The 21,028-nt window shown below is 68.5% G+C and carries 24 protein-coding genes and 1 tRNA gene; 22 read left to right on the forward strand and 3 right to left on the reverse strand.

Annotated elements, in window-relative coordinates:
- Nucleotides 1-197 precede the first annotated feature (197 nt).
- From AB0E56_RS08000 to AB0E56_RS08020, 5 genes are read left to right on the forward strand one after another with little or no spacing between them, the layout of a single operon-like run.
- Entirely contained in the window at nt 198-824 is a 627-nt protein-coding gene (locus tag AB0E56_RS08000) for a SipW-dependent-type signal peptide-containing protein (RefSeq protein ID WP_359798028.1), read from the forward strand.
- A gap of 7 nt (nt 825-831) precedes the next feature.
- Entirely contained in the window at nt 832-1,449 is a 618-nt protein-coding gene (locus tag AB0E56_RS08005) for a SipW-dependent-type signal peptide-containing protein (RefSeq protein ID WP_359798030.1), read from the forward strand.
- Between the two features lie 49 nt (nt 1,450-1,498).
- A complete protein-coding gene (locus tag AB0E56_RS08010; protein ID WP_359798031.1) occupies nt 1,499-2,113 on the forward strand; it encodes a signal peptidase I in 615 nt (204 codons plus the stop codon).
- Nucleotides 2,110-2,742: a hypothetical protein gene (locus AB0E56_RS08015; protein ID WP_359798033.1), complete on the forward strand. Its 633-nt coding sequence runs from the start codon at nt 2,110-2,112 to the stop codon at nt 2,740-2,742. Before AB0E56_RS08010 ends, AB0E56_RS08015 begins: the two co-directional genes overlap by 4 nt.
- Complete coding sequence (locus AB0E56_RS08020; protein ID WP_359798034.1) at nt 2,739-3,236, forward strand: hypothetical protein; 498 nt, start codon at nt 2,739-2,741, stop codon at nt 3,234-3,236. The genes AB0E56_RS08015 and AB0E56_RS08020 overlap by 4 nt, the downstream gene beginning before the upstream one ends.
- Before the next feature lie 29 nt (nt 3,237-3,265).
- Here AB0E56_RS08020 and AB0E56_RS08025 read toward each other — a convergent pair whose 3' ends face one another.
- Nucleotides 3,266-3,946: a YqaJ viral recombinase family protein gene (locus AB0E56_RS08025; RefSeq protein WP_359798035.1), complete on the reverse strand. Its 681-nt coding sequence runs from the start codon at nt 3,944-3,946 to the stop codon at nt 3,266-3,268.
- Nucleotides 3,947-4,285: 339 nt separating this feature from the next.
- On the opposite strand from AB0E56_RS08025, the gene rplJ reads away from it, so the two are divergent.
- Together rplJ and rplL are read left to right on the forward strand one after the other, a co-directional pair.
- The gene (rplJ, locus tag AB0E56_RS08030; protein ID WP_183150716.1) at nt 4,286-4,774 is read left to right on the forward strand and encodes a 50S ribosomal protein L10; all 489 of its coding nucleotides are present in this window, start codon (nt 4,286-4,288) and stop codon (nt 4,772-4,774) included.
- A 48-nt stretch (nt 4,775-4,822) separates the two neighbouring features.
- Nucleotides 4,823-5,206, forward strand: coding sequence for a 50S ribosomal protein L7/L12 (gene rplL, locus AB0E56_RS08035; protein WP_017201501.1), 384 nt, complete (start codon nt 4,823-4,825; stop codon nt 5,204-5,206).
- Nucleotides 5,207-5,276: 70 nt separating this feature from the next.
- Here the strand turns inward: rplL and AB0E56_RS08040 are convergent, their stop codons facing one another.
- Nucleotides 5,277-6,281, reverse strand: a complete 1,005-nt coding sequence (locus AB0E56_RS08040; RefSeq protein WP_359798038.1) for a LacI family DNA-binding transcriptional regulator — start codon at nt 6,279-6,281, stop codon at nt 5,277-5,279.
- Between the two features lie 282 nt (nt 6,282-6,563).
- Between AB0E56_RS08040 and AB0E56_RS08045 the strand changes: the two genes are divergently transcribed.
- From AB0E56_RS08045 to AB0E56_RS08080, 8 genes are all read left to right on the forward strand, one after another.
- Nucleotides 6,564-7,883, forward strand: a complete 1,320-nt coding sequence (locus AB0E56_RS08045; protein ID WP_359798039.1) for an ABC transporter substrate-binding protein — start codon at nt 6,564-6,566, stop codon at nt 7,881-7,883.
- A 103-nt stretch (nt 7,884-7,986) separates the two neighbouring features.
- Nucleotides 7,987-9,126, forward strand: a complete 1,140-nt coding sequence (locus AB0E56_RS08050) for a sugar ABC transporter permease (RefSeq protein WP_359798040.1) — start codon at nt 7,987-7,989, stop codon at nt 9,124-9,126.
- Nucleotides 9,123-10,082: a carbohydrate ABC transporter permease gene (locus tag AB0E56_RS08055; protein WP_359798042.1), complete on the forward strand. Its 960-nt coding sequence runs from the start codon at nt 9,123-9,125 to the stop codon at nt 10,080-10,082. The genes AB0E56_RS08050 and AB0E56_RS08055 overlap by 4 nt, the downstream gene beginning before the upstream one ends.
- 96 nt (nt 10,083-10,178) lie before the next feature.
- The gene (locus tag AB0E56_RS08060; protein WP_359798044.1) at nt 10,179-11,555 is read left to right on the forward strand and encodes a cystathionine beta-synthase; all 1,377 of its coding nucleotides are present in this window, start codon (nt 10,179-10,181) and stop codon (nt 11,553-11,555) included.
- A gap of 85 nt (nt 11,556-11,640) precedes the next feature.
- A complete protein-coding gene (locus AB0E56_RS08065) occupies nt 11,641-12,795 on the forward strand; it encodes a cystathionine gamma-synthase (RefSeq protein WP_183150711.1) in 1,155 nt (384 codons plus the stop codon).
- Nucleotides 12,796-12,900: 105 nt separating this feature from the next.
- Nucleotides 12,901-14,298 (forward strand): multidrug effflux MFS transporter, encoded by a 1,398-nt coding sequence (locus AB0E56_RS08070; RefSeq protein WP_359798046.1) that lies wholly within the window; start codon nt 12,901-12,903, stop codon nt 14,296-14,298.
- 31 nt (nt 14,299-14,329) lie between these two features.
- Nucleotides 14,330-14,959 (forward strand): phosphatase PAP2 family protein, encoded by a 630-nt coding sequence (locus AB0E56_RS08075; protein WP_359798048.1) that lies wholly within the window; start codon nt 14,330-14,332, stop codon nt 14,957-14,959.
- Between the two features lie 29 nt (nt 14,960-14,988).
- Nucleotides 14,989-15,591 (forward strand): GNAT family N-acetyltransferase, encoded by a 603-nt coding sequence (locus AB0E56_RS08080; protein WP_359798049.1) that lies wholly within the window; start codon nt 14,989-14,991, stop codon nt 15,589-15,591.
- A 59-nt stretch (nt 15,592-15,650) separates the two neighbouring features.
- Here AB0E56_RS08080 and AB0E56_RS08085 read toward each other — a convergent pair.
- A tRNA-Ser gene (locus AB0E56_RS08085) sits at nt 15,651-15,738 on the reverse strand.
- A gap of 181 nt (nt 15,739-15,919) precedes the next feature.
- Between AB0E56_RS08085 and mpaB (AB0E56_RS08090) the strand changes: the two genes are divergently transcribed.
- From mpaB (AB0E56_RS08090) to mpaA3, 7 genes are read left to right on the forward strand one after another with little or no spacing between them, the layout of a single operon-like run.
- Nucleotides 15,920-16,993: a daptide biosynthesis RiPP recognition protein gene (gene mpaB / locus AB0E56_RS08090; protein WP_359798051.1), complete on the forward strand. Its 1,074-nt coding sequence runs from the start codon at nt 15,920-15,922 to the stop codon at nt 16,991-16,993.
- Nucleotides 16,993-18,042, forward strand: coding sequence for a daptide biosynthesis RiPP recognition protein (gene mpaB / locus AB0E56_RS08095; protein WP_359798053.1), 1,050 nt, complete (start codon nt 16,993-16,995; stop codon nt 18,040-18,042). Before mpaB (AB0E56_RS08090) ends, mpaB (AB0E56_RS08095) begins: the two co-directional genes overlap by 1 nt.
- Nucleotides 18,039-19,298: a daptide-type RiPP biosynthesis aminotransferase gene (mpaD, locus tag AB0E56_RS08100; protein ID WP_359798054.1), complete on the forward strand. Its 1,260-nt coding sequence runs from the start codon at nt 18,039-18,041 to the stop codon at nt 19,296-19,298. The genes mpaB (AB0E56_RS08095) and mpaD overlap by 4 nt, the downstream gene beginning before the upstream one ends.
- Nucleotides 19,295-20,500, forward strand: a complete 1,206-nt coding sequence (gene mpaC / locus AB0E56_RS08105) for a daptide-type RiPP biosynthesis dehydogenase (RefSeq protein WP_359798056.1) — start codon at nt 19,295-19,297, stop codon at nt 20,498-20,500. The genes mpaD and mpaC overlap by 4 nt, the downstream gene beginning before the upstream one ends.
- Nucleotides 20,484-20,618, forward strand: coding sequence for an MpaA1 family daptide-type RiPP (mpaA1, locus tag AB0E56_RS08110; protein WP_359798058.1), 135 nt, complete (start codon nt 20,484-20,486; stop codon nt 20,616-20,618). Before mpaC ends, mpaA1 begins: the two co-directional genes overlap by 17 nt.
- 42 nt (nt 20,619-20,660) lie before the next feature.
- Nucleotides 20,661-20,786, forward strand: a complete 126-nt coding sequence (gene mpaA2 / locus AB0E56_RS08115; RefSeq protein ID WP_258566874.1) for an MpaA2 family daptide-type RiPP — start codon at nt 20,661-20,663, stop codon at nt 20,784-20,786.
- A gap of 45 nt (nt 20,787-20,831) precedes the next feature.
- On the forward strand, nt 20,832-20,942 hold the full coding sequence (gene mpaA3, locus AB0E56_RS08120; RefSeq protein ID WP_359798060.1) for an MpaA3 family daptide-type RiPP: 111 nt from the start codon (nt 20,832-20,834) through the stop codon (nt 20,940-20,942).
- Nucleotides 20,943-21,028: the final 86 nt, after the last annotated feature.

Genomic DNA, 21,028 nt, shown 5'->3' on the forward strand with positions numbered 1-21,028 from the left:
ACGACGATCGTTGATCTACGTCAACAATCCGCCGACCTCCTCGGACTGCGCGCGATGGGCGACGGTCGTGCGCGAAATCACCTTGTTCTGCGCGAGGGCCGGGGAGAGGATGGCGCACACACGCGGATGCTCATCGTCGAGGAGCGACCCGGACACAGGCATTCACGTGGCTCACGGATTCCTGAGGGGGAAGCGACATGGCAACCAAGGCAACCCAGCGCAAGGTCCTGGCGGTGCTCGCCGGAGGGCTCGTGCTCGGCGTCGGCACCGCTGTCACACTCGCGGTGTGGAACGACTCCGAGTTCGCGAACGGCACGTTCACGGCGGGCGCGTTCAACCTGCAGGGCTCGACCGACGGCACCACCTATGCCGATCACAACACCGAGGACGGCGACACGGCCGCGACGCTCGACTTCAGCCTCCCGGCGGACGTGGTCGACAACATGTCGCCCACCGACTCCGTCTACGCCGGGTTCTGGGTTCGGCTCGCTGCGGGCACCACGTCCGGAGCGGATCTCGTCGCGGACGGCACCACGGCCGATGCCGCCGCCTCCTCGAACTCCGACCACCTCTCCTATGCGATCTACCAGCTCGCGCCGGGGGCGACCTGCGATGCGACGACGGCGACGGGCACCCCGATCGCCAGCGGTGCGACGCTGGACGCCCAGACCGGAGCCACCACGGTGCCGCTGACCGCAGGCGCCACCGCGACGGACCCGGGGACGGCGGTGCAGCTGTGCATCGCCGTGACGGCGGATGCCGCGCTGGAGCCCAGCCTGGTGACCAACGCCACCTGGGAGTTCACGGCGACCTCGACGAACTGAGTCCGCGATGTCCACCCGCAGAGCGGCGCGGGAGCGACGTCGGCTGCACTCCCTTCGGCTGCGAGCCGTCCTCGCGGGCGGGCTCGTGCTCGGGATCGGCGCGGCTGCGACTCTCGCCGCATGGAACGACTCCGAGTTCGGTTCCGCCAACTTCGTCGCGGGGAGGTTCGACATCGTCGGCGCGGTCGACGGGGCGACGTTCTCGAGCCACGCCACCACAGGCACGGCCGCCGCTCTGAACTTCCAGCTGGCTCCGACCGCGATGGCGCCGGGGAACACGACATACGCGTTGTTCAGCGTCAAGACGGCCAATCCCTCGGTCGCGGGGACGCTGCTGCTGACGGCGGGAACACCGACGGGCACGGGCCTCGCGTCCTACCTGACCTACGGGGTGCGCACGATCTCCGGCACGAGCTGCACGTCGACCAGCTACGCCGGGGGAACCTCGGTGGTCGCCGACGGTTCGGCGCTGACGGCAGCGGGAGCGACGGCGCAGGTCGTGGCAGCGAACGGAACGGCCCAGGTCAACTACTGCTTCGCGGTCACGCTCCCGAGCACCGCGCCCAATGCGGCCCAGGGGCTCACGATGGCTCAGACCTGGCAGATCCAGGGGACGTCGTCGTAGCAGGGCGCTTCGTCGACAGGAGCGCGGACGCCGAGGAGAGGAGGAGGAGATGACCACCCCGACGACACGGCGGAGTTTGCGGGAGGCTGCGCCATCGCCCGCCGTGCGGCCTGGCACGGGTTCGACTCCCGTCCGTGCGCGCCTGCGCCCCGGCCGGATCCTCGGCGACATCCTGCTCTGGCTGGCTGCCATCGCCGGCGCTGTGTGCATCCTTCTCGTCGTGCTCGCCTTCACCGCGCAAGTCACACTCATCATGTTCCGCACCGGCTCGATGGCACCGACGATCCCCGCGGGTGCCGTAGCGGTCGTGCAGCGTGTACCCGCGAGCGAGATCGAGGTCGGAGACGTCGTCACCGTGGATCGCGACGGCGAGCTCCCGGTGACTCACCGCGTCACGACGATCGCGCCCGGTGCGGCTGCCGATGAGCGCATCATCACGATGCGGGGGGACGCGAACGCCGCCGACGACCCGTTCCCGTACCCGGTCACGTCCGTGCGCACGGTGCTGTTCGCGGTTCCCGGCATCGCGCTGATCGTCGCGGGCATGGGCAACCCCGTCGTGCTGGGCTCCTTGACGGTGGCGGCAACGACCCTGGTGGTGTGGGCGTTCTGGCCGCGCCGATCCGGTCGGAGCGGTGTCGATGTCGACGGGAACGGGCCATGAGACGCGTGCTCGCCGCCGCATCGCTCGCCGTCGTCCTGGCGGCGCTCCCCACGACCGCATGGGCGGCGCCGTCGACGCAGGTCATCCAGGGATCCGTGCTGCGCCTCGTCTCGGTCGCCGACTGGGAGGCGGCAGCCGATCTCCTCCCTAGTCAGCCCGTGCGCTGGGATGTCGCGGTGAGTGCGAACGCCCCGGATCCCGGAGTGGTGCGGATCGCCGTCAGCGCCACGGGAGACGCCCGACTCCTCTTGGACATCTCCCTGTGCTCGCAGGCGTGGACCCCCGCCGGGTGTCCGGGCGGCGCGAACGAGTTGCGCACGGCGTGGAGCATCCCGCGCGACGGGGTCGAAGTGCCGCTCGCCGAGATCGCCGACACCGAGACCGCGCACGTCCGTCTCGACATCGTCCTCGATCCTGCTGACGCGTCCGGCAGCACCGACGTCCGCGTGCTCGCGCAGGGTGCGGGGGAGACGGTCAGCATCGGGTCGGACGGAGGCCTCGCGACGACAGGAACGCCACCGGGTGCCCCGTGGGCCATGGCCGCGGGTGCGGCGCTGGTGCTCTGGGGCGCGTCGCTGGTGCTGCGGCATCGCCGAGAAGCGGCGCGCGACGAGGAGCGTGCACCATGAGCCGCTCGACACGCGCACGTCTGGCTGCGGGCCTCGTCGGAGTCGCCGTGCTCGTCGGCATCGCGTCCGCGCCCCCCGTGCCGCTGACCGATGCCGCCTTCACCGACCGCGAATACGCCTCCGGCTCCTTCACCGCGGCGACACTCTCGACGCCCACGGTGACCTCATGCACGGTCACGAGCCTCCTCGGAACCTTCACCGGGTTCACGATCACGTGGACGTCGCCCTATCAGAAGGTGCAGCAGCGGCTGTCTATCAACAATGTGGTGGTCGACAACACCAGCGTCACGCAGAGCGGGACGGGGCCGTACACCTATTCGGCCACCATCAGCTCCGGGCTGCTCAACACACTCCTGGGCAGCCTTCTCGGATCGACCAACACCGTGCGCGTCGACAGCATCTACTCCGGGACGTCATGGGCATCGCCGGCTGTGACGCGCACGCTGTCGGTCGGTGGTCTGCTGGGTCTCGGCGGCAACAACACCTGTACCTGAGCGGCGTGTCGTGCCGGTGGGGCGCCCGATCAGTCGGCGAGGGCCAGCGCGCGGAAGGCGTCGCGCTCGCGCAGCTGCTCGCGGCGGCTCGCGGCGGCGTCCACGATCCGGCTCGGAACCTGCTGGCCGGTGGTGCGGCGGTAGAGCTCGTCGATCAGGTCGGTGGCGAGGGCCACGAGCTTCGCGATCTCACGGTCGTCGCGGTCGATCCACACGCAGCGCGGCTCGTCGTGGACCGGGGCGAAGTCGACGTGCTCCTCCCAGACGAACAGGGTCCGTTCGGCTCCCAGCACATGCTGCTGCCACCACACCTGGCGGAGGTACGTGCGGGGTATGCCGCGGAAAGCCTTGTTCGTCGTCTTGATCTCGGCGAGCTTCACGCGTCCGTCGGCGTCGACCGCGATGCCGTCGGGCGTGGCGAGGTGGCGGTGCTCGACCTCGGCGCGGAAGAGGGCGGACGAGGGGAGGATGCCGTGTGTCGCCGCGACCCAGGCGGCGATCTCGGGTTCGCGCCGTCGACCGTGATCGGTGTACGCGTTGCCGCCGAAGCGGGGGCCGCCGCCGAGCTTCGAGTCGGCCGCCCTGGCGATGGACTTCTCGGAGGTGAGACCTGCGACGTCGGTCGCGGTGATGCCCCGTGATCGCGCCCGCAGCCACGCCACGCGGTCGCGTGAATCCGCGACGATGCGTGCATCGAGTTCCGGGTTCACTCTTCGACCCTAACCCCGTCCGCCGACCCTCCCTCCCGCACACGCCGCCCCCTCTCCTTCCCTTTCCCTCCGAGCGCGCGACCTGTCGTCAGGGGTGGGGAGGGAAGGGGCGGGGATTTGGGGGAAGGAAGGGCGTGGGGTAGAGTGTGGGTAACCGAAGACCGCTGGTCATCGTGCGTGCGTGAGTACGCAGGATCGAAGCTCTGCTCAGCAGGGGCCCGCGCAGGACACGAACTTCCCGAAGCTCCGTGCGCTTGCGCCGGAGCTTTTCTGTTGTGCAGGTGGTCCAGGTCGGCGCCACACCACCGTGCGGCGCCTCGTACACACCAAGGAGTGACCATGGCGCAGAAGGATGCATCGGTCGCCGAGCTCACGAAGTCATTCGAGAACTCGACTGCCGTTCTGCTGACCGAGTACCGCGGTCTGACGGTTGCCCAGCTCAAGGAGCTGCGCAACAGCATCCGTCAGGACGCTGAGTACGCCGTGGTGAAGAACACGCTGACCAAGATCGCCGCCAACAAGGCTGGCATCTCCGCGCTGGACGACGACCTCAAGGGTCCGTCGGCTGTCGCGTTCGTGCACGGCGACTTCGTCGCCACCGCCAAGGCTCTGCGTGACTTCGCCAAGGCCAACCCGCTTCTCGTGATCAAGGCCGGCATCTTCGAGGGCAACGCCCTCACCGCCGACGAGGTCAACAAGTACGCCTCGCTCGAGAGCCGTGAGGTTCTGCTGGCGAAGGCTGCGGGCATGATGAAGGCGACGATGGGCAAGGCTGCGGCCACCATCGACGCGCTTCGCGAAAAGCTCGAGACCGCCGAGGCCGCGTAAGCGTCCGACGTTCTCGTACAACAACCCCATCTATCTAGGAGATACATCATGGCGAAGCTTTCCACCGAGGAGCTGCTCGAGCAGTTCGCTGGCCTGACCCTCGTCGAGCTCAACGACTTCGTGAAGGCGTTCGAGGAGAAGTTCGAGGTCACCGCTGCTGCACCCGTCGCCGTCGCCGGCGCTGCGGGTGGCGCAGGTGCTGCCGAGGCTGAAGAGGAGAAGGACTCCTTCGACGTCATCCTCGAGGCTGCTGGCGATAAGAAGATCCAGGTCATCAAGACCGTCCGCGAGCTCACCTCGCTGGGTCTCGGCGAGGCCAAGGCCGTCGTCGACGGTGCTCCCAAGGCCGTGCTCGAGGGCGCGAACAAGGAGACCGCCGAGAAGGCCAAGGCTGCTCTCGAAGAGGCCGGCGCGACGGTTACCCTCAAGTAATCACGCTTCAGCGTTCTTCACGAAGGCCCCGGGTTCTGCCCGGGGCCTTCGTGCGTTTCCCCCAGCGAAGTCAGCGCGGAGGAGCGGTCGAATTGCGCACCACGAGAGCGGATGCTGCGGCGACTTGCTCGAGCGGAGCCTCCGGCTGATCCATGCGCCGCACGAGCAGTCGGACGGCTTGGTGCCCCTGCTCCCTGGGTGACTGGCCGATCGTGGTCAGCGCGAACATGTCGGCGTGTTCGTGGTCGTCGATGCCGACGACGCTGAGCTCGGTCGGCACCGCGATCCCGAGCCGTCGGGCGGCGATGATCGCGCCGATCGCCGCCTCGTCACACACCCCCACGATCGCGGTGGGCCGATTCCGGCGGTCCCCCAGGAGTCCGGCCGTCGCCGTGTATCCGCCGGGCATGGTCGGCGCGGCCCCGGCGACACGGGCACGGTCGAAGAGGCCGGCCGCGTGCATGGCGCCGCGATAGCCGTCGAGTCGCCTGGCATCTCCGAAGCTCAGCTCGCCGGCATCCGTCGATCCGCCGACGAAGGCGATGTGGCTGTGCCCGAGTTCGATCAGGTGCTCGGTGGCGATGCGCGCGGCAGCCGTGTCGTCGATGGAGACGGCGCTCGAGCCCTCGCTGTACGGGCCGACGCTCACGAGGGGGCGGGCCGTGCGCTGGAGGCGCTCGAGTTCGCGCGCACTCGGCTGGATTCCGACGGCGATGATCCCGTCGAAGCGTCGACCGGGCAGCACGCTCTCGAACAGGCGCTCCCTCGTCTGCGAGCCCTCGGGGACGCCGTAGAGCGAGAGGTCGTAGTCGAGCGCGAACAGGGACTCCTGGATGCCGGCGAGCAACTCGGCGAAGAACCACCGGTCCACCGGCGGCATCACCACACCCACCGTCTGGGTCCGCCCGGTCGCGAGGCTCGTGGCAGAGGAATGGGCGACGTAGGACAGGTCGCGCGCCGCACCCTCGACCCGCGCGCGAGTGTCTTCCGAGACGTAACCTCGTCCGCTCAGGGCGCGGCTCGCCGTGGCCTTCGACACCCCGGCACGCGCCGCGACATCCGCGATCGTGCTCATCCGGTCCTCCTCGACCTGATCACGCCTGCGTGGGGCGGCGCTGAGCGCGCCGGGTGACAGCGTAGTCCGTGACGTGCGAAAAAGGAACCGGTTCCACATGGTTCACGAGGGAGCGCTCCCATCCGCGCTCGAGCGCGGCCTCGAATGGTTGCGAGCTTGTGACCCTCGCGTGTTGTGCGGGGCCACGGTACAACAGTATGTTGGCCTGGAATCGGTTCCCGAACGATGCCGCGGGGTGGCGTCGCACCACGAGGGAACCTGTACTCGAAGAGGAGAATTCACATGGCTCTGTCACAGCGTTCCCGGCGTTATGCGCCACTTGCCCTGCTGGGGGTCGCGGGCATCGCGCTCGCCGGATGCGGAGCTCCCGGAGGGGCGCCGGAAGGTGGCGGTGGAGGCGGCGGCGGAGACAACACCGTCACGATCTACGGCACGATCGTCGACGCCGAGGCCGAACTGCTCCAGGAGTCCTGGGCGGACTGGGCCGAGGAGAACGACATCGACATCAAGTACGAGGGCAGTCAGGACTTCGAGACGCAGCTCGGCACGCGCGCACAGGGCGGCAACCCGCCCGACATCGCGATCTTCCCGCAGCCCGGCCTGTTCGCGGACTACGCCTCACGTGACCTCCTGAAGCCGGCTCCGGAAGCGGTCAAGAAGAACGCCGAGGAGTATTGGACCCAGGGGTGGGTCGACTTCGGCACCTACGAGGACACGTTCTACGGCGCACCGCTGATGGCGAGCGTCAAGGGATGGATCTGGTACTCGCCGACGAAGTTCGCCGAATGGGGTGTCGAAGAGCCGACCAGCTGGGACGAGCTGCTGACGCTGACGCAGACCATCAAGGACAAGAGTGGCGCCGCGCCATGGTGCGCCGGTTTCGAGTCCGGCGTCGCGACGGGCTGGCCGGGCACCGACTGGATCGAAGACCTCGTGCTCCGCAATTCGGGCCCCGATGTCTACGACCAGTGGGTCAAGAACGAGATCCCGTTCACCGACCCGCAGATCAAGGAGGCGTTCGACGCCACCGGCGAGCTGCTGCTGAACCCGGAGTACGTCAACGCCGGCTTCGGTGACGTGCGGTCGATCAACTCCACGGCGTTCGGAGATGTGGCGGGGAAGGTGGCCAGCGGTGAATGCGCGCTGACGCACCAGGCCTCGTTCCTGTCGGGCTTCTACCCCGAGGGCACGAACTTCGCCGAGGACGGCGACGTCTGGGCGTTCCTGACGCCGAGCCCGAGCCCGGACGAGACGCTCATCACCGGCGGTGGCGAGATCGTCGGCGCGTTCAGCGACTCCGAGGCGACGCAGAAGGTGCTCGAGTACCTGTCCAGCCCCGAGTGGGCGAACAGCCGTCTCGCCCTCGGTGGCGTGACGTCGGCGAACAAGGGCGTCGACCTCAGCGTCGTCGAGGACCCGATCCTGCAGGAGTCGATCAAGCTCCTCCAGGACGACTCGGTGACGTTCCGCTTCGACGGCTCGGACCAGATGCCCGGTGCTGTCGGCTCCGGCACGTTCTGGAAGGGCATGGTCGCCTGGATCAACGGCACCTCCACCGATGAGGTGCTGACCCAGATCGAGACCGGCTGGCCGTCGAGCTGATCGGATGAGGAGGGCCGCCCGGCGGGGCGGCCCTCCTTCTCACACCCGGTCAGCGCTCCGCCGCGTCGACCGCTGATCAGCTCCGTCTCCTGAAGGGGAATCCATGAACGCGACTGTGTTCTTCCAATGGATCGGGACACTCCCGCCGATCCTCCAGGCCCTCGCCGTGGTCATCGCGTTCGCGGTGGTCGTCGTGGTGATCCTGCTGCTCGTCGATATCGCACCGCGCAGAGGTGCTCTCTACACCGGCATCCGCCTCGCGATGTGCCTGCTCATCCCGCTCGCGGTGATGTGGTTCTTCAACTCCTACTACTGGGCGATGGGAGTGGCGGTCGCCGTCGGCGCCCTGTTCTTCTTCCTGGATTACCGGTCCCGCGACGGTGCGGGGTACCTGATCCAGCTCGTGGCCTTCATGGCCCCGGCGATGCTGCTGCTGCTCGCCGGCCTCATCCTGCCGTCGATCCAGACCGTGTACGCCTCATTCTGGAACTCGACCGGCAGCACCTTCGTCGGGTTCTCCAACTACCTGTGGATCTTCACCCAGTCCGACGGCGTGATCTCGGTCATCAACACGATCGTGTGGGTGCTGCTCGTCCCGACGCTCTCGACCGTCGTCGGCCTCGCCTACGCGGTCTTCATCGACCGCACCCGGGGCGAGAAGGTCTACAAGCTCCTCGTCTTCATGCCGATGGCGATCTCGTTCGTGGGCGCCAGCATCATCTGGCGATTCCTGTACGCATACCGCGGCCCTGAGTTCGAGCAGATCGGTCTGCTCAACCAGATCCTGGTCTGGTTCGGCGGCGAGCCGCAGCAGTTCCTGCTGAACAGCCCGTGGAACACCCTCGCCCTGATCGTGGTGCTGATCTGGGTGCAGACCGGGTTCGCGATGGTCGTGCTCTCCGCGTCGATCAAGGGCGTCCCGGCCGAGCTGCTGGAGGCGGCGGAACTCGACGGTGCGAATGCCTGGCAGCGGTTCAAGTCGGTGACGATACCGGCGATCCGCCCGGCGCTCATCGTCGTCCTCACCACCATCTCCATCGCCTCGCTGAAGGTGTTCGACATCGTCCGAACGATGACCGGTGGAAACTACGGCACCTCGGTGCTGGCGAATGAGATGTACACCCAGTTCTCGAAGTTCGAGGCGGGGCGCAGCGCCGCGCTCTCCGTCATCCTGTTCATCCTGGTGCTGCCGATCGTCATCTACAACGCACGCCAGATCAAGAAGCAGCGGGAGATCCGATGACCGACACCGTGAACTCAGACACCGCAGCCAGCACCAGGTCGATCACCACCGCCGGGCGGTTCGAGGCCTCAGCAGGGCGCGCGCGCAAGCGTCTCAGCCGGCCGTGGGCGTCGGTCGCCTCGATCGTGATCGCGGTCGTGTGGACCATCCCGACGCTCGGCCTCTTCATCTCGTCGTTCCGCGACAGGGACGCGATCGAGACGACGGGTTGGTGGACGGTCTTCACCAACCCGCAGCTGACGCTGGACAACTACGTGGCCGTGCTGCAGTCGGGGACCACGCAGCTGACGATCCTGGAATCGTTCTTCAACTCGATCGTCATCACGATCCCCGCGACGCTCATCCCCCTGATGATCGCCGCGATGGCCGCCTATGCGTTCTCGTGGATCGAATTCAAGGGGCGCAACGCGCTGTTCATCTTCGTGTTCGCGTTGCAGATCGTGCCGATCCAGATGGCCCTGGTCCCGCTGCTCTCGTCGTTCTCCCGGGGCATCAACCTGTTCGGCGTGCAGGTGACGCTGGGGTTGGATGTCGCCGGCGGCTACGCGCAGGTGTGGATCGCGCACACGATGTTCGCCCTGCCGCTCGCCATCTACCTGCTGCACAACTTCATGTCGGAGATCCCCGGCGAGATCATCGAGGCCGCGCGCGTCGACGGCGCATCGCGGGGACAGATCTTCTTCCGCGTGGTGCTGCCGCTGACGATGCCGGCGATCGCGTCGGTGGCGATCTTCCAGTTCCTCTGGGTGTGGAACGACCTGCTCGTGGCCCTGGTGTTCGCCGACGGAGCAGCGTCGCCGATCACGAAGGTGCTCGCCGAGATCACCGGCCGCGGCGAAGGCTGGTACCTGCTCACGGCAGGCGCCTTCGTGTCGATCATCGTGCCGCTGATCGTGTTCTTCGCACTCCAGCGCTACTTCGTCCGCGGTCTGCTGGCCGGATCGACGAAGGGCTGACACTTCGGAAGCGCAGGGGGCCTTTCGTGAGAACGGATGCCGCGGTCGGCTGCAACACAGCCCCGGTCGCGGCATCCGCGCGTCTACCCTGAAGTCATGAAGTACGCAGACTCCATCGTCGATCTCGTCGGCGACACGCCCCTCGTGAAGCTCCGGCACGTCACAGAGGGCATCGCGTGCACGGTGCTCGTGAAGCTCGAGTACCTGAACCCCGGCGGCTCATCGAAGGATCGGATCGCGGCACGGATCATCGACGCCGCCGAGGCCGTGGGCGATCTGAAGCCCGGTGGCACGATCGTCGAACCCACCAGCGGCAACACGGGCGTCGGACTGGCCCTGGTGGCCCAGCAGCGTGGCTACAAGTGCGTGTTCGTGCTGCCTGACAAGGTCGGCGAGGACAAGATCGACGTGCTGCGGGCCTACGGCGCCGAGGTCGTCGTGACCCCCACCTCGGTCGCCCCCGACAGCCCGGAGTCGTACTACAGCGTGAGCGACCGCCTCGCCCGTGAGATCCCCGGTGCGTTCAAGCCGAATCAATATGAGAACCCGAACGGTCCGCGCAGCCACTACGAGACCACGGGCCCGGAGATCTGGCGCGACACCGACGGACGGATCACCCATTTCGTGGCCGGAGTCGGCACGGGTGGGACGATCACCGGCACGGGACGGTTCCTCCGCGAGGTGTCGGACGGACGGGTTCGGATCGTCGGCGTCGACCCCGAGGGCAGCGTCTACAGCGGCGGCACAGGGCGCCCGTACCTCGTCGAGGGCGTGGGGGAGGACATCTGGCCCGGCGCCTACGATCCGACCGTGCCGCACGAGATCGTGGCGGTGGGCGACGCCGAGTCGTTCGCGATGACGCGCCGGTTGGCCCGTGAGGAGGGCATCCTCGTCGGCGGATCGAGCGGGATGGCCGTCGTCGGCGCGCTGCGCGTGGCACGCGAGCTGCCAGCCGACGCCGTGATGGTGGTCCTCCTGCCGGACGGCGGGCGCGGCTACCTCGGCAAGATCTTCAACGACGGATGGATGCGCTCGTACGGCTTCAGCGATGTGGAAGAGGGGGAGACCGTCGCCGACGTGCTGGCCGCTCGCACTCCTCGGCGGGACGCCGGCATGCCGGACCTCGTGCACGCCCATCCCACCGACACCGTGCTGGAGGCGATCGGCATGATGACCGAGTACGACGTCTCGCAGCTGGTCGTGCTCAGTGCGGAGCCGCCCGTCATGATGGGCGAGGTCGTCGGAACCGTCGACGAGAAGGGGCTGCTCGATCTGCTGTTCCGCGGCGAGGCGAGTGCCACGGATGCGGTCGGATCGCACGTGGGGGAGCGGCTTCCGCTCATCGGCATCCACGCATCCGTCGGTCAGGCCAGAGCTGCGCTCGCCGATGCCGATGCGCTGCTGGTCACGGAAGACGGCAAGCCGCACACCGTGCTCACCCGACAGGATCTGCTGGCGTACCTTTCACGCTGACGTCGGCTGCTGTGCGGGCGTCGCGCTCGACGCCCGGCGTAACAGGGGCGGTCGCCGTGGTGGTCGCAGACGTAGGCTGAGACTCATGTCCGACCACGCCTTCGCCACTCGTGCCATCCATGCGGGACAAGCCGCCGACCCGACCACGGGCGCGATCATCCCGCCGATCTACCAGTCGTCCACGCATGTGCAGGACGGCATCGGCGGCTTCCGCGAGGGCTACGAGTACAACCGTGCGGGCAACCCCACGAGATCCGCGCTGGAGACCCAGCTCGCGGCACTGGAGGGCGGCGCGAGCGCCCTGTCGTTCGCATCGGGCCTCGCCGCGGAGGATGCTCTGCTGCGCGGGATCCTGAAGCCCGGCGATCATGTGCTGCTCGGCAACGACGTCTACGGCGGCACCTATCGACTGCTCACCAAGGTGCTGGCCCCCTGGGGCATCGAGACCACGACGGTCGAACTCTCCGACGTCGACGTGCTGCGCGCGGCGATCCGGCCCGAGACGAAGATCGTGTGGCTCGAGACGCCGAGCAATCCGCTGCTGAAGGTCGTCGACATCGCGCTGACGGTCGAGATCGCGCACGAATCCGGTGCGCTCGTGGTCGTGGACAACACCTTCGCGTCGCCCGCACTCCAGCAGCCGCTCGCGCTCGGTGCCGACCTGGTCGTGCACTCCACCACGAAGTACCTCGGCGGGCACTCCGACGTGCTCGGCGGCGCCGTCGTGTTCCGCGACGACCGGTTCTTCGACCAGGTGAAGTTCCAGCAGTTCGCCGTGGGAGCCGTGTCGGCGCCCCTCGACGCCTGGCTCACCACTCGCGGCATCAAGACTCTGGCTCTGCGGATGCGCCAGCACTCCGAGAATGCGCAGGCGATCGCCGAGTGGGCGGCGGCTCGTCCCGAGTTCGCGCAGGTGTTCTTCCCCGGTCTCGCCTCTCACCCCGGCCACGAGATCGCCGCGAAGCAGATGAGCGGATTCGGTGGGATGCTCTCGCTCGGACTGGCCGCCGGCGCCGATGCGGCACGTGCCTTCGCGGAGAGCACGACGCTCTTCCAGCTGGCCGAGTCGCTGGGCGGCGTCGAGTCGCTCATCGGCTACCCGCCGGACATGACCCATGCCTCGGTGCGCGGCACCGAACTCGCGGTGCCGGAGAACGTGGTGCGGCTCTCCGTCGGCATCGAGGACATCGGCGACCTGATCGCCGACCTCGAGCAGGGGCTGGACCGGATCGCCCGCTGAGGATCGCCTCCCCGCGCCGGGGAGTGGGTGAGACGGCGGTAGCATGGGGTCTTCCCCGCGGCGAATCGATTCGAGCCGCGCATCCCCGAACTCTGGAAGGACGTCGTGTCCGACGCTCCCCGCACTGACTCCACCCCTGCCGCACCGTCGGAGCCGTCCGTCGACGCGAGCGCGATCCCGCCTGTCGAGCGCACCGCGACCGGCAGCATCCGCACCTCGACGCCCACCGGCGCGATCCGCACCCTCGGCGCGAACCCGGCCACCGCGCCGATCATGCTGCACCCCGGAGATGCGATCTCCCTGGGCCGCCGGACGCTCTACATCATCCTGCTCGGGGCGCTGACGGCGCTCGGTCCGTTCACGATCGACCTGTACCTCCCCGCCTTCCCCGTGCTCGAGGAGGACTTCCAGACCACGGCGGCGGCCATCCAGCTGACCCTGACCGGCACGATGATCGGCTTCGCCCTCGGTCAGCTCGTCGTCGGTCCGCTGAGCGACAAGGTCGGCCGTCGGGTGCCGCTGATCGTGGTGACGGCCCTGCACGTCCTCGCGAGCGTGGGAGCGGCGTTCGCCCCTGACCTCGGTCTGCTCAGTGCCGCGCGGGTGCTGATGGGCGTCGGCGCGGCCGCCGGTGGCGTCGTGGCGATGGCCATCGTGCGCGACCTGTTCGGAGGTCGGCGTCTGGTCGTCATGCTCTCCCGCCTCGCTCTGGTCTCCGGCGTCGCGCCGGTGATCGCACCGCTCATCGGATCCTGGCTGCTGACGCTCATGCCGTGGCGCGGCATCTTCGGTGTCCTCGCGGCCTACGGCATCGTGATGCTGCTCAGCACGATCTTGTTCGTCCCGGAGACGCTGCCCGTCGCGCGCCGACAGGACCGCGGTGGGGCGACAATGCTCCAGCGCTACCGCTCGGTGCTCACCGACCGGGTGTTCCTCGGCGTGCTCGTGATCGGAGGGATGACCTTCTCTGGTCTGTTCTCGTACCTCTCCGCCTCGCCCTTCCTGTTCCAGGAGACGCACGGACTCGATGCCCAGCAGTACGGTCTGCTGTTCGCCGTGAACTCGCTCGGCGTCGTGGTCGGGGTGCAGACCGCGTCGCGGCTCGCCGCCCGATTCGGTCCGCAGTGGGTCATGGCCTACTCGACCGCCGTGCTGCTGCTCGCCGCCGTCGCGATCATCGTCACCGATCAGCTCGGACTCGGGCTCTGGGGAACGGTCGTGCCGCTGTTCGTCTTCATGACGGCGTGCGGTTTCACGTTCCCGAACGTGCAGGTGCTCGCGCTCGACCGGCACGGCAAGGCCGCTGGTACGGCGGCATCGATCATCGGCGCCACGAACTTCGGCGTCGCGGGACTCATCTCGCCCGTCGTCGGCTGGCTCTCCCACGGCGCAGGGATCACGGCCACGACCATGGCGTCGGTCATGGTCGGCTGCGCGGCGATCGGCATCCTCTCACTGTGGCTGGTCGTGCGTCCCCGCACGGTGGGCATGCTCACTCCCTGATCGTTCAGGGGTCATCCGACAGAATGGGACGATGAACAGGCGCACGCTGCTGTGGTGGGGAGTGTGTCTCCTCGCGCTCGCAACGGTTCTCGGCGCCGTGGTCGTGTTCGTCTATCCGGAGACGCCAGGGTTCGACCACTGGTGGAACGAGACCATCTCCGGCGCGCGTGCCGAGTGGATGCTCGACTTCGCTCTCGCGTTGAACTGGGTCGGCGGCGGCTGGGTCGCGATCCTCGGTGTTCCGCTGCTCACGATCCTCGTGCTCGTGCTCGCCCGGCGGTGGCGGGGGGCGGTTTTCGCCGCCGTGTGCTTCGCCGCGAGTGCGGGAGCCGTCCAGCTGCTCAAGACGATCTTCGGCCGCGCCCGGCCGGACGACATGCTGGTCGTGAGCGACTACGGCTCGTTCCCGTCGGGGCACACGGCGAACGCCGCCACGATCGCGCTCGTGCTGTGGGTGATCTTCCCCCGAGTGTGGGTGGCGATCGCGGGAGCGGTGTGGGTGCTGGCGATGGCCCTCTCGCGCACGTTCCTCTCGGTGCACTGGGCCACCGACACCGTCGGGGGTGCGCTGGTCGGCGCCGGCGTCGTCCTGGTGCTGGCGGCCTGGCTGCTGCCCTGGGTGCAGCATACGAAGTCCGAGGTCGAAGCGCCGATAGGCTGATCGGACCCGTCCACCCAGAGGAGTTCTCCGTGTCGCGCATCCGTCCGTATCGCCCCGCCGACCGCGCCGCGTTGTACGAGATCTGCGTGAAGACGGCCGACGCCGGGGGCGACGCGACCGGCATCCTCTCGGATGACGAACTGTGGGGCGACCTGTTCGCCGTGCCGTACGCCGAACGGCATCCCGACCTCGCCTGGGTGGTCGAGAGCGACGACGACCGGACGATCGGCTACGTCGTCGCGACCGACGACACCGATGCGTTCTACACGTGGTTCCGCGACGAATGGTGGCCCACGCGACAGCAGCGCCACCCCCGGCCTGCAGACATCGTCACGCGCGAGGACCGCATGGTGGACTACGGCTACGGGCGCGCGCCCGGCATCGAGCCGAACGCTGCGGACTACCCAGCCCACCTGCACATCGACCTGCTCCCCGAGACCCAGGGTCAGGGGCTCGGCCGCGCTCTCATGGACACGCTGTTCGCCGAGCTGACCCGGCGGGGTGTGCGCGGGCTGCACCTCGGCATCGACCCGAACAACGCCGGAGCCGCCGCGTTCTATGAGCGCCTCGGCATGACGCGCCTCCCCGCCGAGCCGGGCGGGCAGATCTACGGCGTGCGCTTCGGCGACTGACGACACGGGGCGACAAACGAGAAGGGCCTCCGCATCAGCGGAGGCCCTTCTCGACTTTCTGGCGGTGACGGCGGGATTCGAACCCGCGGTTGCTTGCACAACACACGCTTTCCAAGCGTGCTCCTTCGGCCGCTCGGACACGTCACCAAGGAACAACCTGTCCATCCTATCCGATCGCCCGGGCGGGACGTGACAGCTCCCCCAGACGGAGAGGTGAACTCACTCACCGGCTCTGGGCGTGCCATATGTAACATATTGCATCTTGAATGCGGACGTTTTAACCTCACACGAGGACGATGCGCGAGCATCGGGACCTTCGGGGGGACGCATGCAGCGAAGTTCGACGACGATGTCGCGATCAGGCCATCGCACGACGACGGCATTCGAGCAGTACGTCAGCGGACGACGCGCGCTGCTGGACGGAACGGCGTTCTTCCTCGAGTCGGTCGCGCACGCGGGGGCGGTGCTGCAGATCGCCGAACCCGCCGACGTGATCTTCGCGCCCTCCAGCACGGCACAGCCGGAGGATCCGCGGATGGTCGGATACCTCGGAGGGTTCCGTCGTCCTGGCGACGTGATCGCCGTCGACGGACGCCTCGCGGTCGAACTGCAGGACTACGTCGCGGCGCCGCTGCTGTCGATCGGCGGGCCGACCGTGGTCCGCCAGCGCAGTGCGGAGGGCATCGCCGCCTTTCTCAGCGATGCCGACACGGCGAGGGAATGCGGGATCTTCGTCGACCAGCTGCTCGACCGCCACGTGCTCCTGGACGTGCGGGCCCTGTTCGCCGGCGCCGACGGTGCGCGGGACGCACTCGTGCGGGTCCATGTCACCGCCGCCGGCGAGTACCGGGACGGGGTCGACGGGCTCCTGCTCGGTCACGTCGGTGATGAGCGGGCCGACATCGAGGCGTCCGCAGCCGTCGGTGCTGGACCGGGCCGGGCATTCGCGCGGATCGTCGACCCTGCCATGCTCGCGGCGGACCTCGACGATCGGCCATGGATCGGGCGGTACGCCGCGCTCCTCGAACTGCTGCGACGGTGGGATGACGTACCGCGGCGACCGACCGTCTCGGGGTTCGGCGGGCACCTGGTGCGAGCCCTCGACGAGGGCGCGGCCTACCCCTCGGTCCTGTCGGCTGATGCCCCTTTCCTCCTCGCCGTCGACATGGGGGAGTATCTGCTGGCCGACCCCGTCAGCGGCAGACGGTTCCCGCTCGATCCCGACACCGCTCGGGCGGCCGAATGCCTCATCGCGACGGCCGACGAGTCAGCGGCCACGGCTCTGCTCGCGACCGAGCTCGGCGTGCGTGTGGGGGATGCTGCCCAGATCGTGCGGGACGTGCAGGACGGATTCGCGGCGGCGGGACTCGACCTCGTCCGGCGCGGGCGGGACGCTGCCTGATGCGGCAAGGAGAGCGTGCGGTCGAGGCGGACGAACGGGGTGCGCGGGCGCTCCGCGAGTGGATCACCGGCGAGAGACGGGAGTATGCGCGGGTGTTCCTCGTCGAGCCCGGAGCAGCGACGGAGGATGTGTGGGGCGTGGCCGGTCCCGACGACGCGGTGCTCCTGCCGATGGAGTGCGGGGCGTACGACGGGCAGGGGATGACGGTCCGCTACAGCGGAGCCCTGAGCGACGTCGGCGACGAGCTGTTCCTCGGCGAACGTGTCGTCGAACTGCAGGACTACGTCGCCGCGGCTTTCGTCCAGATCGTCGGTCCCACGGCGGTGAGCATGGTCGACGGGACCGGCTGGCAGGCGTTCCTCGCCGACGCCGACCTCGCTCGTCGCACCGGAGTCTTCCCCTCGGCGTTGCTCGACCCGCGGGTGCTCCTCGCGGACCGAAGCGCCCTCATGAAACCGACGGAGCTCGTCACTCCCAGCGCCATCAGGGTGCACCGGGACGGCTCTGTCGCCCTCGGTATCGGTGGCGAGGTCATCGGCATGGTCGATCAGCTGCCCACCCTGCTCGCCACCCCCGTGCCCCGCTCCGCTGCACTAGCGGGTGCAGTGCCCGCACATGTGCTCGACGCCGATCTGGCGACCCGCGGATGGATCGGACGGTATCTGCTCGCGACGGACCTCATGAAGATGCTCCGCCTGGCGAACGGGGCCGCCACGATCTCCGGCTTCGGCGGGGCGTTCTTCGACGATCACCTCGCAGACGCCGAACCACTCACCGCGGATCCGTTCCTCGTCGAGACCGCAGACGTGTTCGTGCTCGCAGACACGACGACCCTGCGCCGCCAGTTGCTGTCACGGTCGACAGCGATGGTGGTCGCCGCCACGCAGACCTCGAGCACTCTGGAGGTCGCTGCAGGGCGGGTGGCGCGACAGCTCGGCACGTCGGCGTCTGAGGCGGGCACCCTGTGCCGTGAGGCCGTCACCGCGCTCGACGTCCACCTCGGTAGGCCAACGGACGTCTCGAATCGGGTGGACGGGGTCGAGCAGTGAGCGTTCCGCACGCTCTGTGGACGTCGATGCTCCCCGCGGACTCGACCTTCGCGCCCGACCGGGTCGCCGTGGGTGCCGCCGGACACCGCATCGAGTTCGCCGATGGATCCACGCGGCTGTGCGCCACGAGCGGGCTGTGGAACGTCCCCCTCGGCTTCGGCAACCCGGCGGTCGCCGCAGCCGTGTGCAAGGCGACGCACGATGCTTCCTACCTGTCGCTGTTCCGCGCACCACATCGGTACGCGGAGTCCGCGGCTGACGCTCTCCTCGAGCTCGCGAACCCCCGGCGGTACAGCCGCGTCGTCTTCTCCACCTCGGGCGGGGCCGCGAACGACGCCGCGATGAAGCTCGCACGACAGTACTGGGCGCACCAGGGCGCGGGATTCCGCACGATCGTCGTCGGACTCCGCGGCAGCTACCACGGGACCATGTACGGCAGTCATGCGTTGAGCGGCGACGACCTGCTCCAGTCCGCGTACGCCGTCGACCGTCGAGCCGTGCGGCACGTGTCTCACGCCGATGACGGAGACGAACTCGAGACGCTGCTGACGCGCGAAGGATCCAGAGTCGCGGCGGTCGTCGTCGAGCCGGTCCTCGGAAGTGGGGCGCACGCGTTGTCCGACACCTTCATCCGTCGTCTCCTCGCGCTGCGGGAACAGCACGGATTCCTGGTGGTCGCCGACGAGGTGGCGACGGGCTTCGGCCGCACCGGGACCATGTTCGCCACCGACGGATGGGAGGCCGCACCCGATGTCCTGATCCTCTCGAAAGCGCTCACGAACGGTGCGATGGGAGCGGCTGTGGTGCTCGTGGGACCACGCATCGCGTCGGCGTTCGTGCGCGGGGGATGGACGTTCGTGCACGGCGAGACACAGGCGGGGACACCCGCATGCGCGGCGGCCATCCTCGCGGTGATCGACGAACTGCACCGCATCGACGTGACAGCGACCACTCGTGCGCTCGCGGCCCAGTTGTGGGACATGGCCCGGTCGTTGACCGCGGACGGCCTGGTCACAGAGGTGACGGGGAGCGGTTGCTTCGTGGGGCTCGGACTGTGCAAGGCGGATGGGAGCCCGCTCTCCGGAATCCAGGTGCTTCGCGTCGTGTCGGCCATCGCGGACAACGGCGTCCTCGTGCAGCCGGGGCCCAGCGCCATCGAGCTGATTCCGCCTTACGGCTTCACAGCGGGCGAGCTGCGCGACACCGAGGCAGCCGTGCGCGCCGGGCTCTCGCGCGTGCACGAGGTGTCGATGTGAGCGGCGCGTTCGGGGGACGAGTGCCGACGCTGTGGCACGGCACCGGTGTCGCGCGTCGCATGACGAAGAGGTTGACCGCGGGTCGCGAGACGCTGGTGATTGCAGACGTGGCCCTCCCGATCGCCTCTCTCGTCGCAGGCGAAACGCGAGCCGTGAGGGTGGACGCGTCGTCGGTCGATGCGACGACCGTGGTCGCGATCGCACGGGAGATCGCCCACCGGCCGCCCGCCGTGATCGTGGTGATCGGAGGAGGCAGCGTGCTCGACGCCGGCAAGATCGCCGCCCTCGCGGCCGCCGGGGAACACGTGCTCGACTACGTCATCGGACACGCGTCGAGCGCCGCGTTGACCTTCGTGCCCGATGCTCCGCCGCCCGTGGACATCGTCGCGGTGCCCACGACGCTCGGCACCTCGTCGGAGACGAACAGCGTCGGCATCCTCACGAACGAACACGGTCACCGGCTCCTGGTCGGACGCGCACTCACGCCGCGCCACGCCATCCTCGATCCGTACGCCCTGGCCACGCTCGCACCCCGTGCCGTCGGCGAGGGAGTCATGGAGGCCTTCCTCCGTCTGGCCGGCGCGTCGACGAGTTCGCGGAGGAGCGTCAGGCAGCACAGAGATGCCGTCGCTCTGGGGAGAGCGCTGCTGGAGTCGGCCACCCGCGACACGAGTTCCGCAGCGGGAAGACTGCGCCTCGCGCGCCTGAGTGCAGCCACCCAGCGCACGGCGGCGCTGCGAGGGCCCGACCCGTACAGCGCCAGGCATTGGTATGCGGCGAACGAAGTGGCGTATCACCTGCAGGTGCGAAAGATGGTCGCGACGGCGACGATCATCTCTGCGGTCTGGCGTCGGATCTGCGCGGGAGACGCGCGGTGGGGAGACCGAGACAGCCTCGAACTCTTCTGGCGCGGCGTCGCGTGCGGGACGGCGGTGCCCCACGATCCGGCATCCGGCATCGCGGCGCTCATCGACAGCTGGGGGATCCCGCGTGCGCCGCGACCGACCGCAGCCGAGATCGATCGCATCGCCACGGCGACGGAGAGGGCGTGGGGAGACCGTCACCCCATGCTCCGTGGTCTCGTGGCCGACGACTTCTGCGATCTGCTTCGCGACTCCGACTGGAGCCCGCGACCGGTCGGTGGCGACCGCCGGCTTTCGACGAGTCTGCGAGGAGGTGAAACGAATGGACACGAAGAGTGAGAAGCGGATCCGCTTCCAAGAACTCGACGAGATGGAAGCCCTGAGCTGGGAGAGCTTCTATCAGGGCGTGATCGGTGCGCTGGTACTCATCGGCATCGGTGCAGCCGCCGCCACGTGATGCCGTCGCCAGGCGGAAACCGATAGAGGGAAGGAGGCACACATGCACGCCGAGATGTCGACGCTCGAGTTCACCGAACTCGAGGCCATGGAAGCGCTGAACGACACCGACGACTACATCCGGGGCTTTGCCGTGGGCGTGATCATCGGAATCCTCGCCCTGACGTAGGCGCGAGACCGGAAAGAGTGACCGAGGAGGTCAACAGTGCAGACGATGACGCTCGAGTTCCAGGAGCTCGAAGAGATCGACGCGCCCCTCGAATGGTGGGAGCACGTCAGTTACATCATCGCCATCATCGGCGGTGCGGCCGCGATCGCGACCTGAGAGAAGGGGTGCGGGTGCCCCACGCGCCCGCACCCCGTTCCGCACAGAGAGGCGAAATGCCAGTTCCAGATCCGATAACCCGAACC

The sequence above is a fragment of the Microbacterium sp. NPDC028030 genome, from assembly GCF_040637855.1.
Taxonomy (GTDB): domain Bacteria; phylum Actinomycetota; class Actinomycetes; order Actinomycetales; family Microbacteriaceae; genus Microbacterium.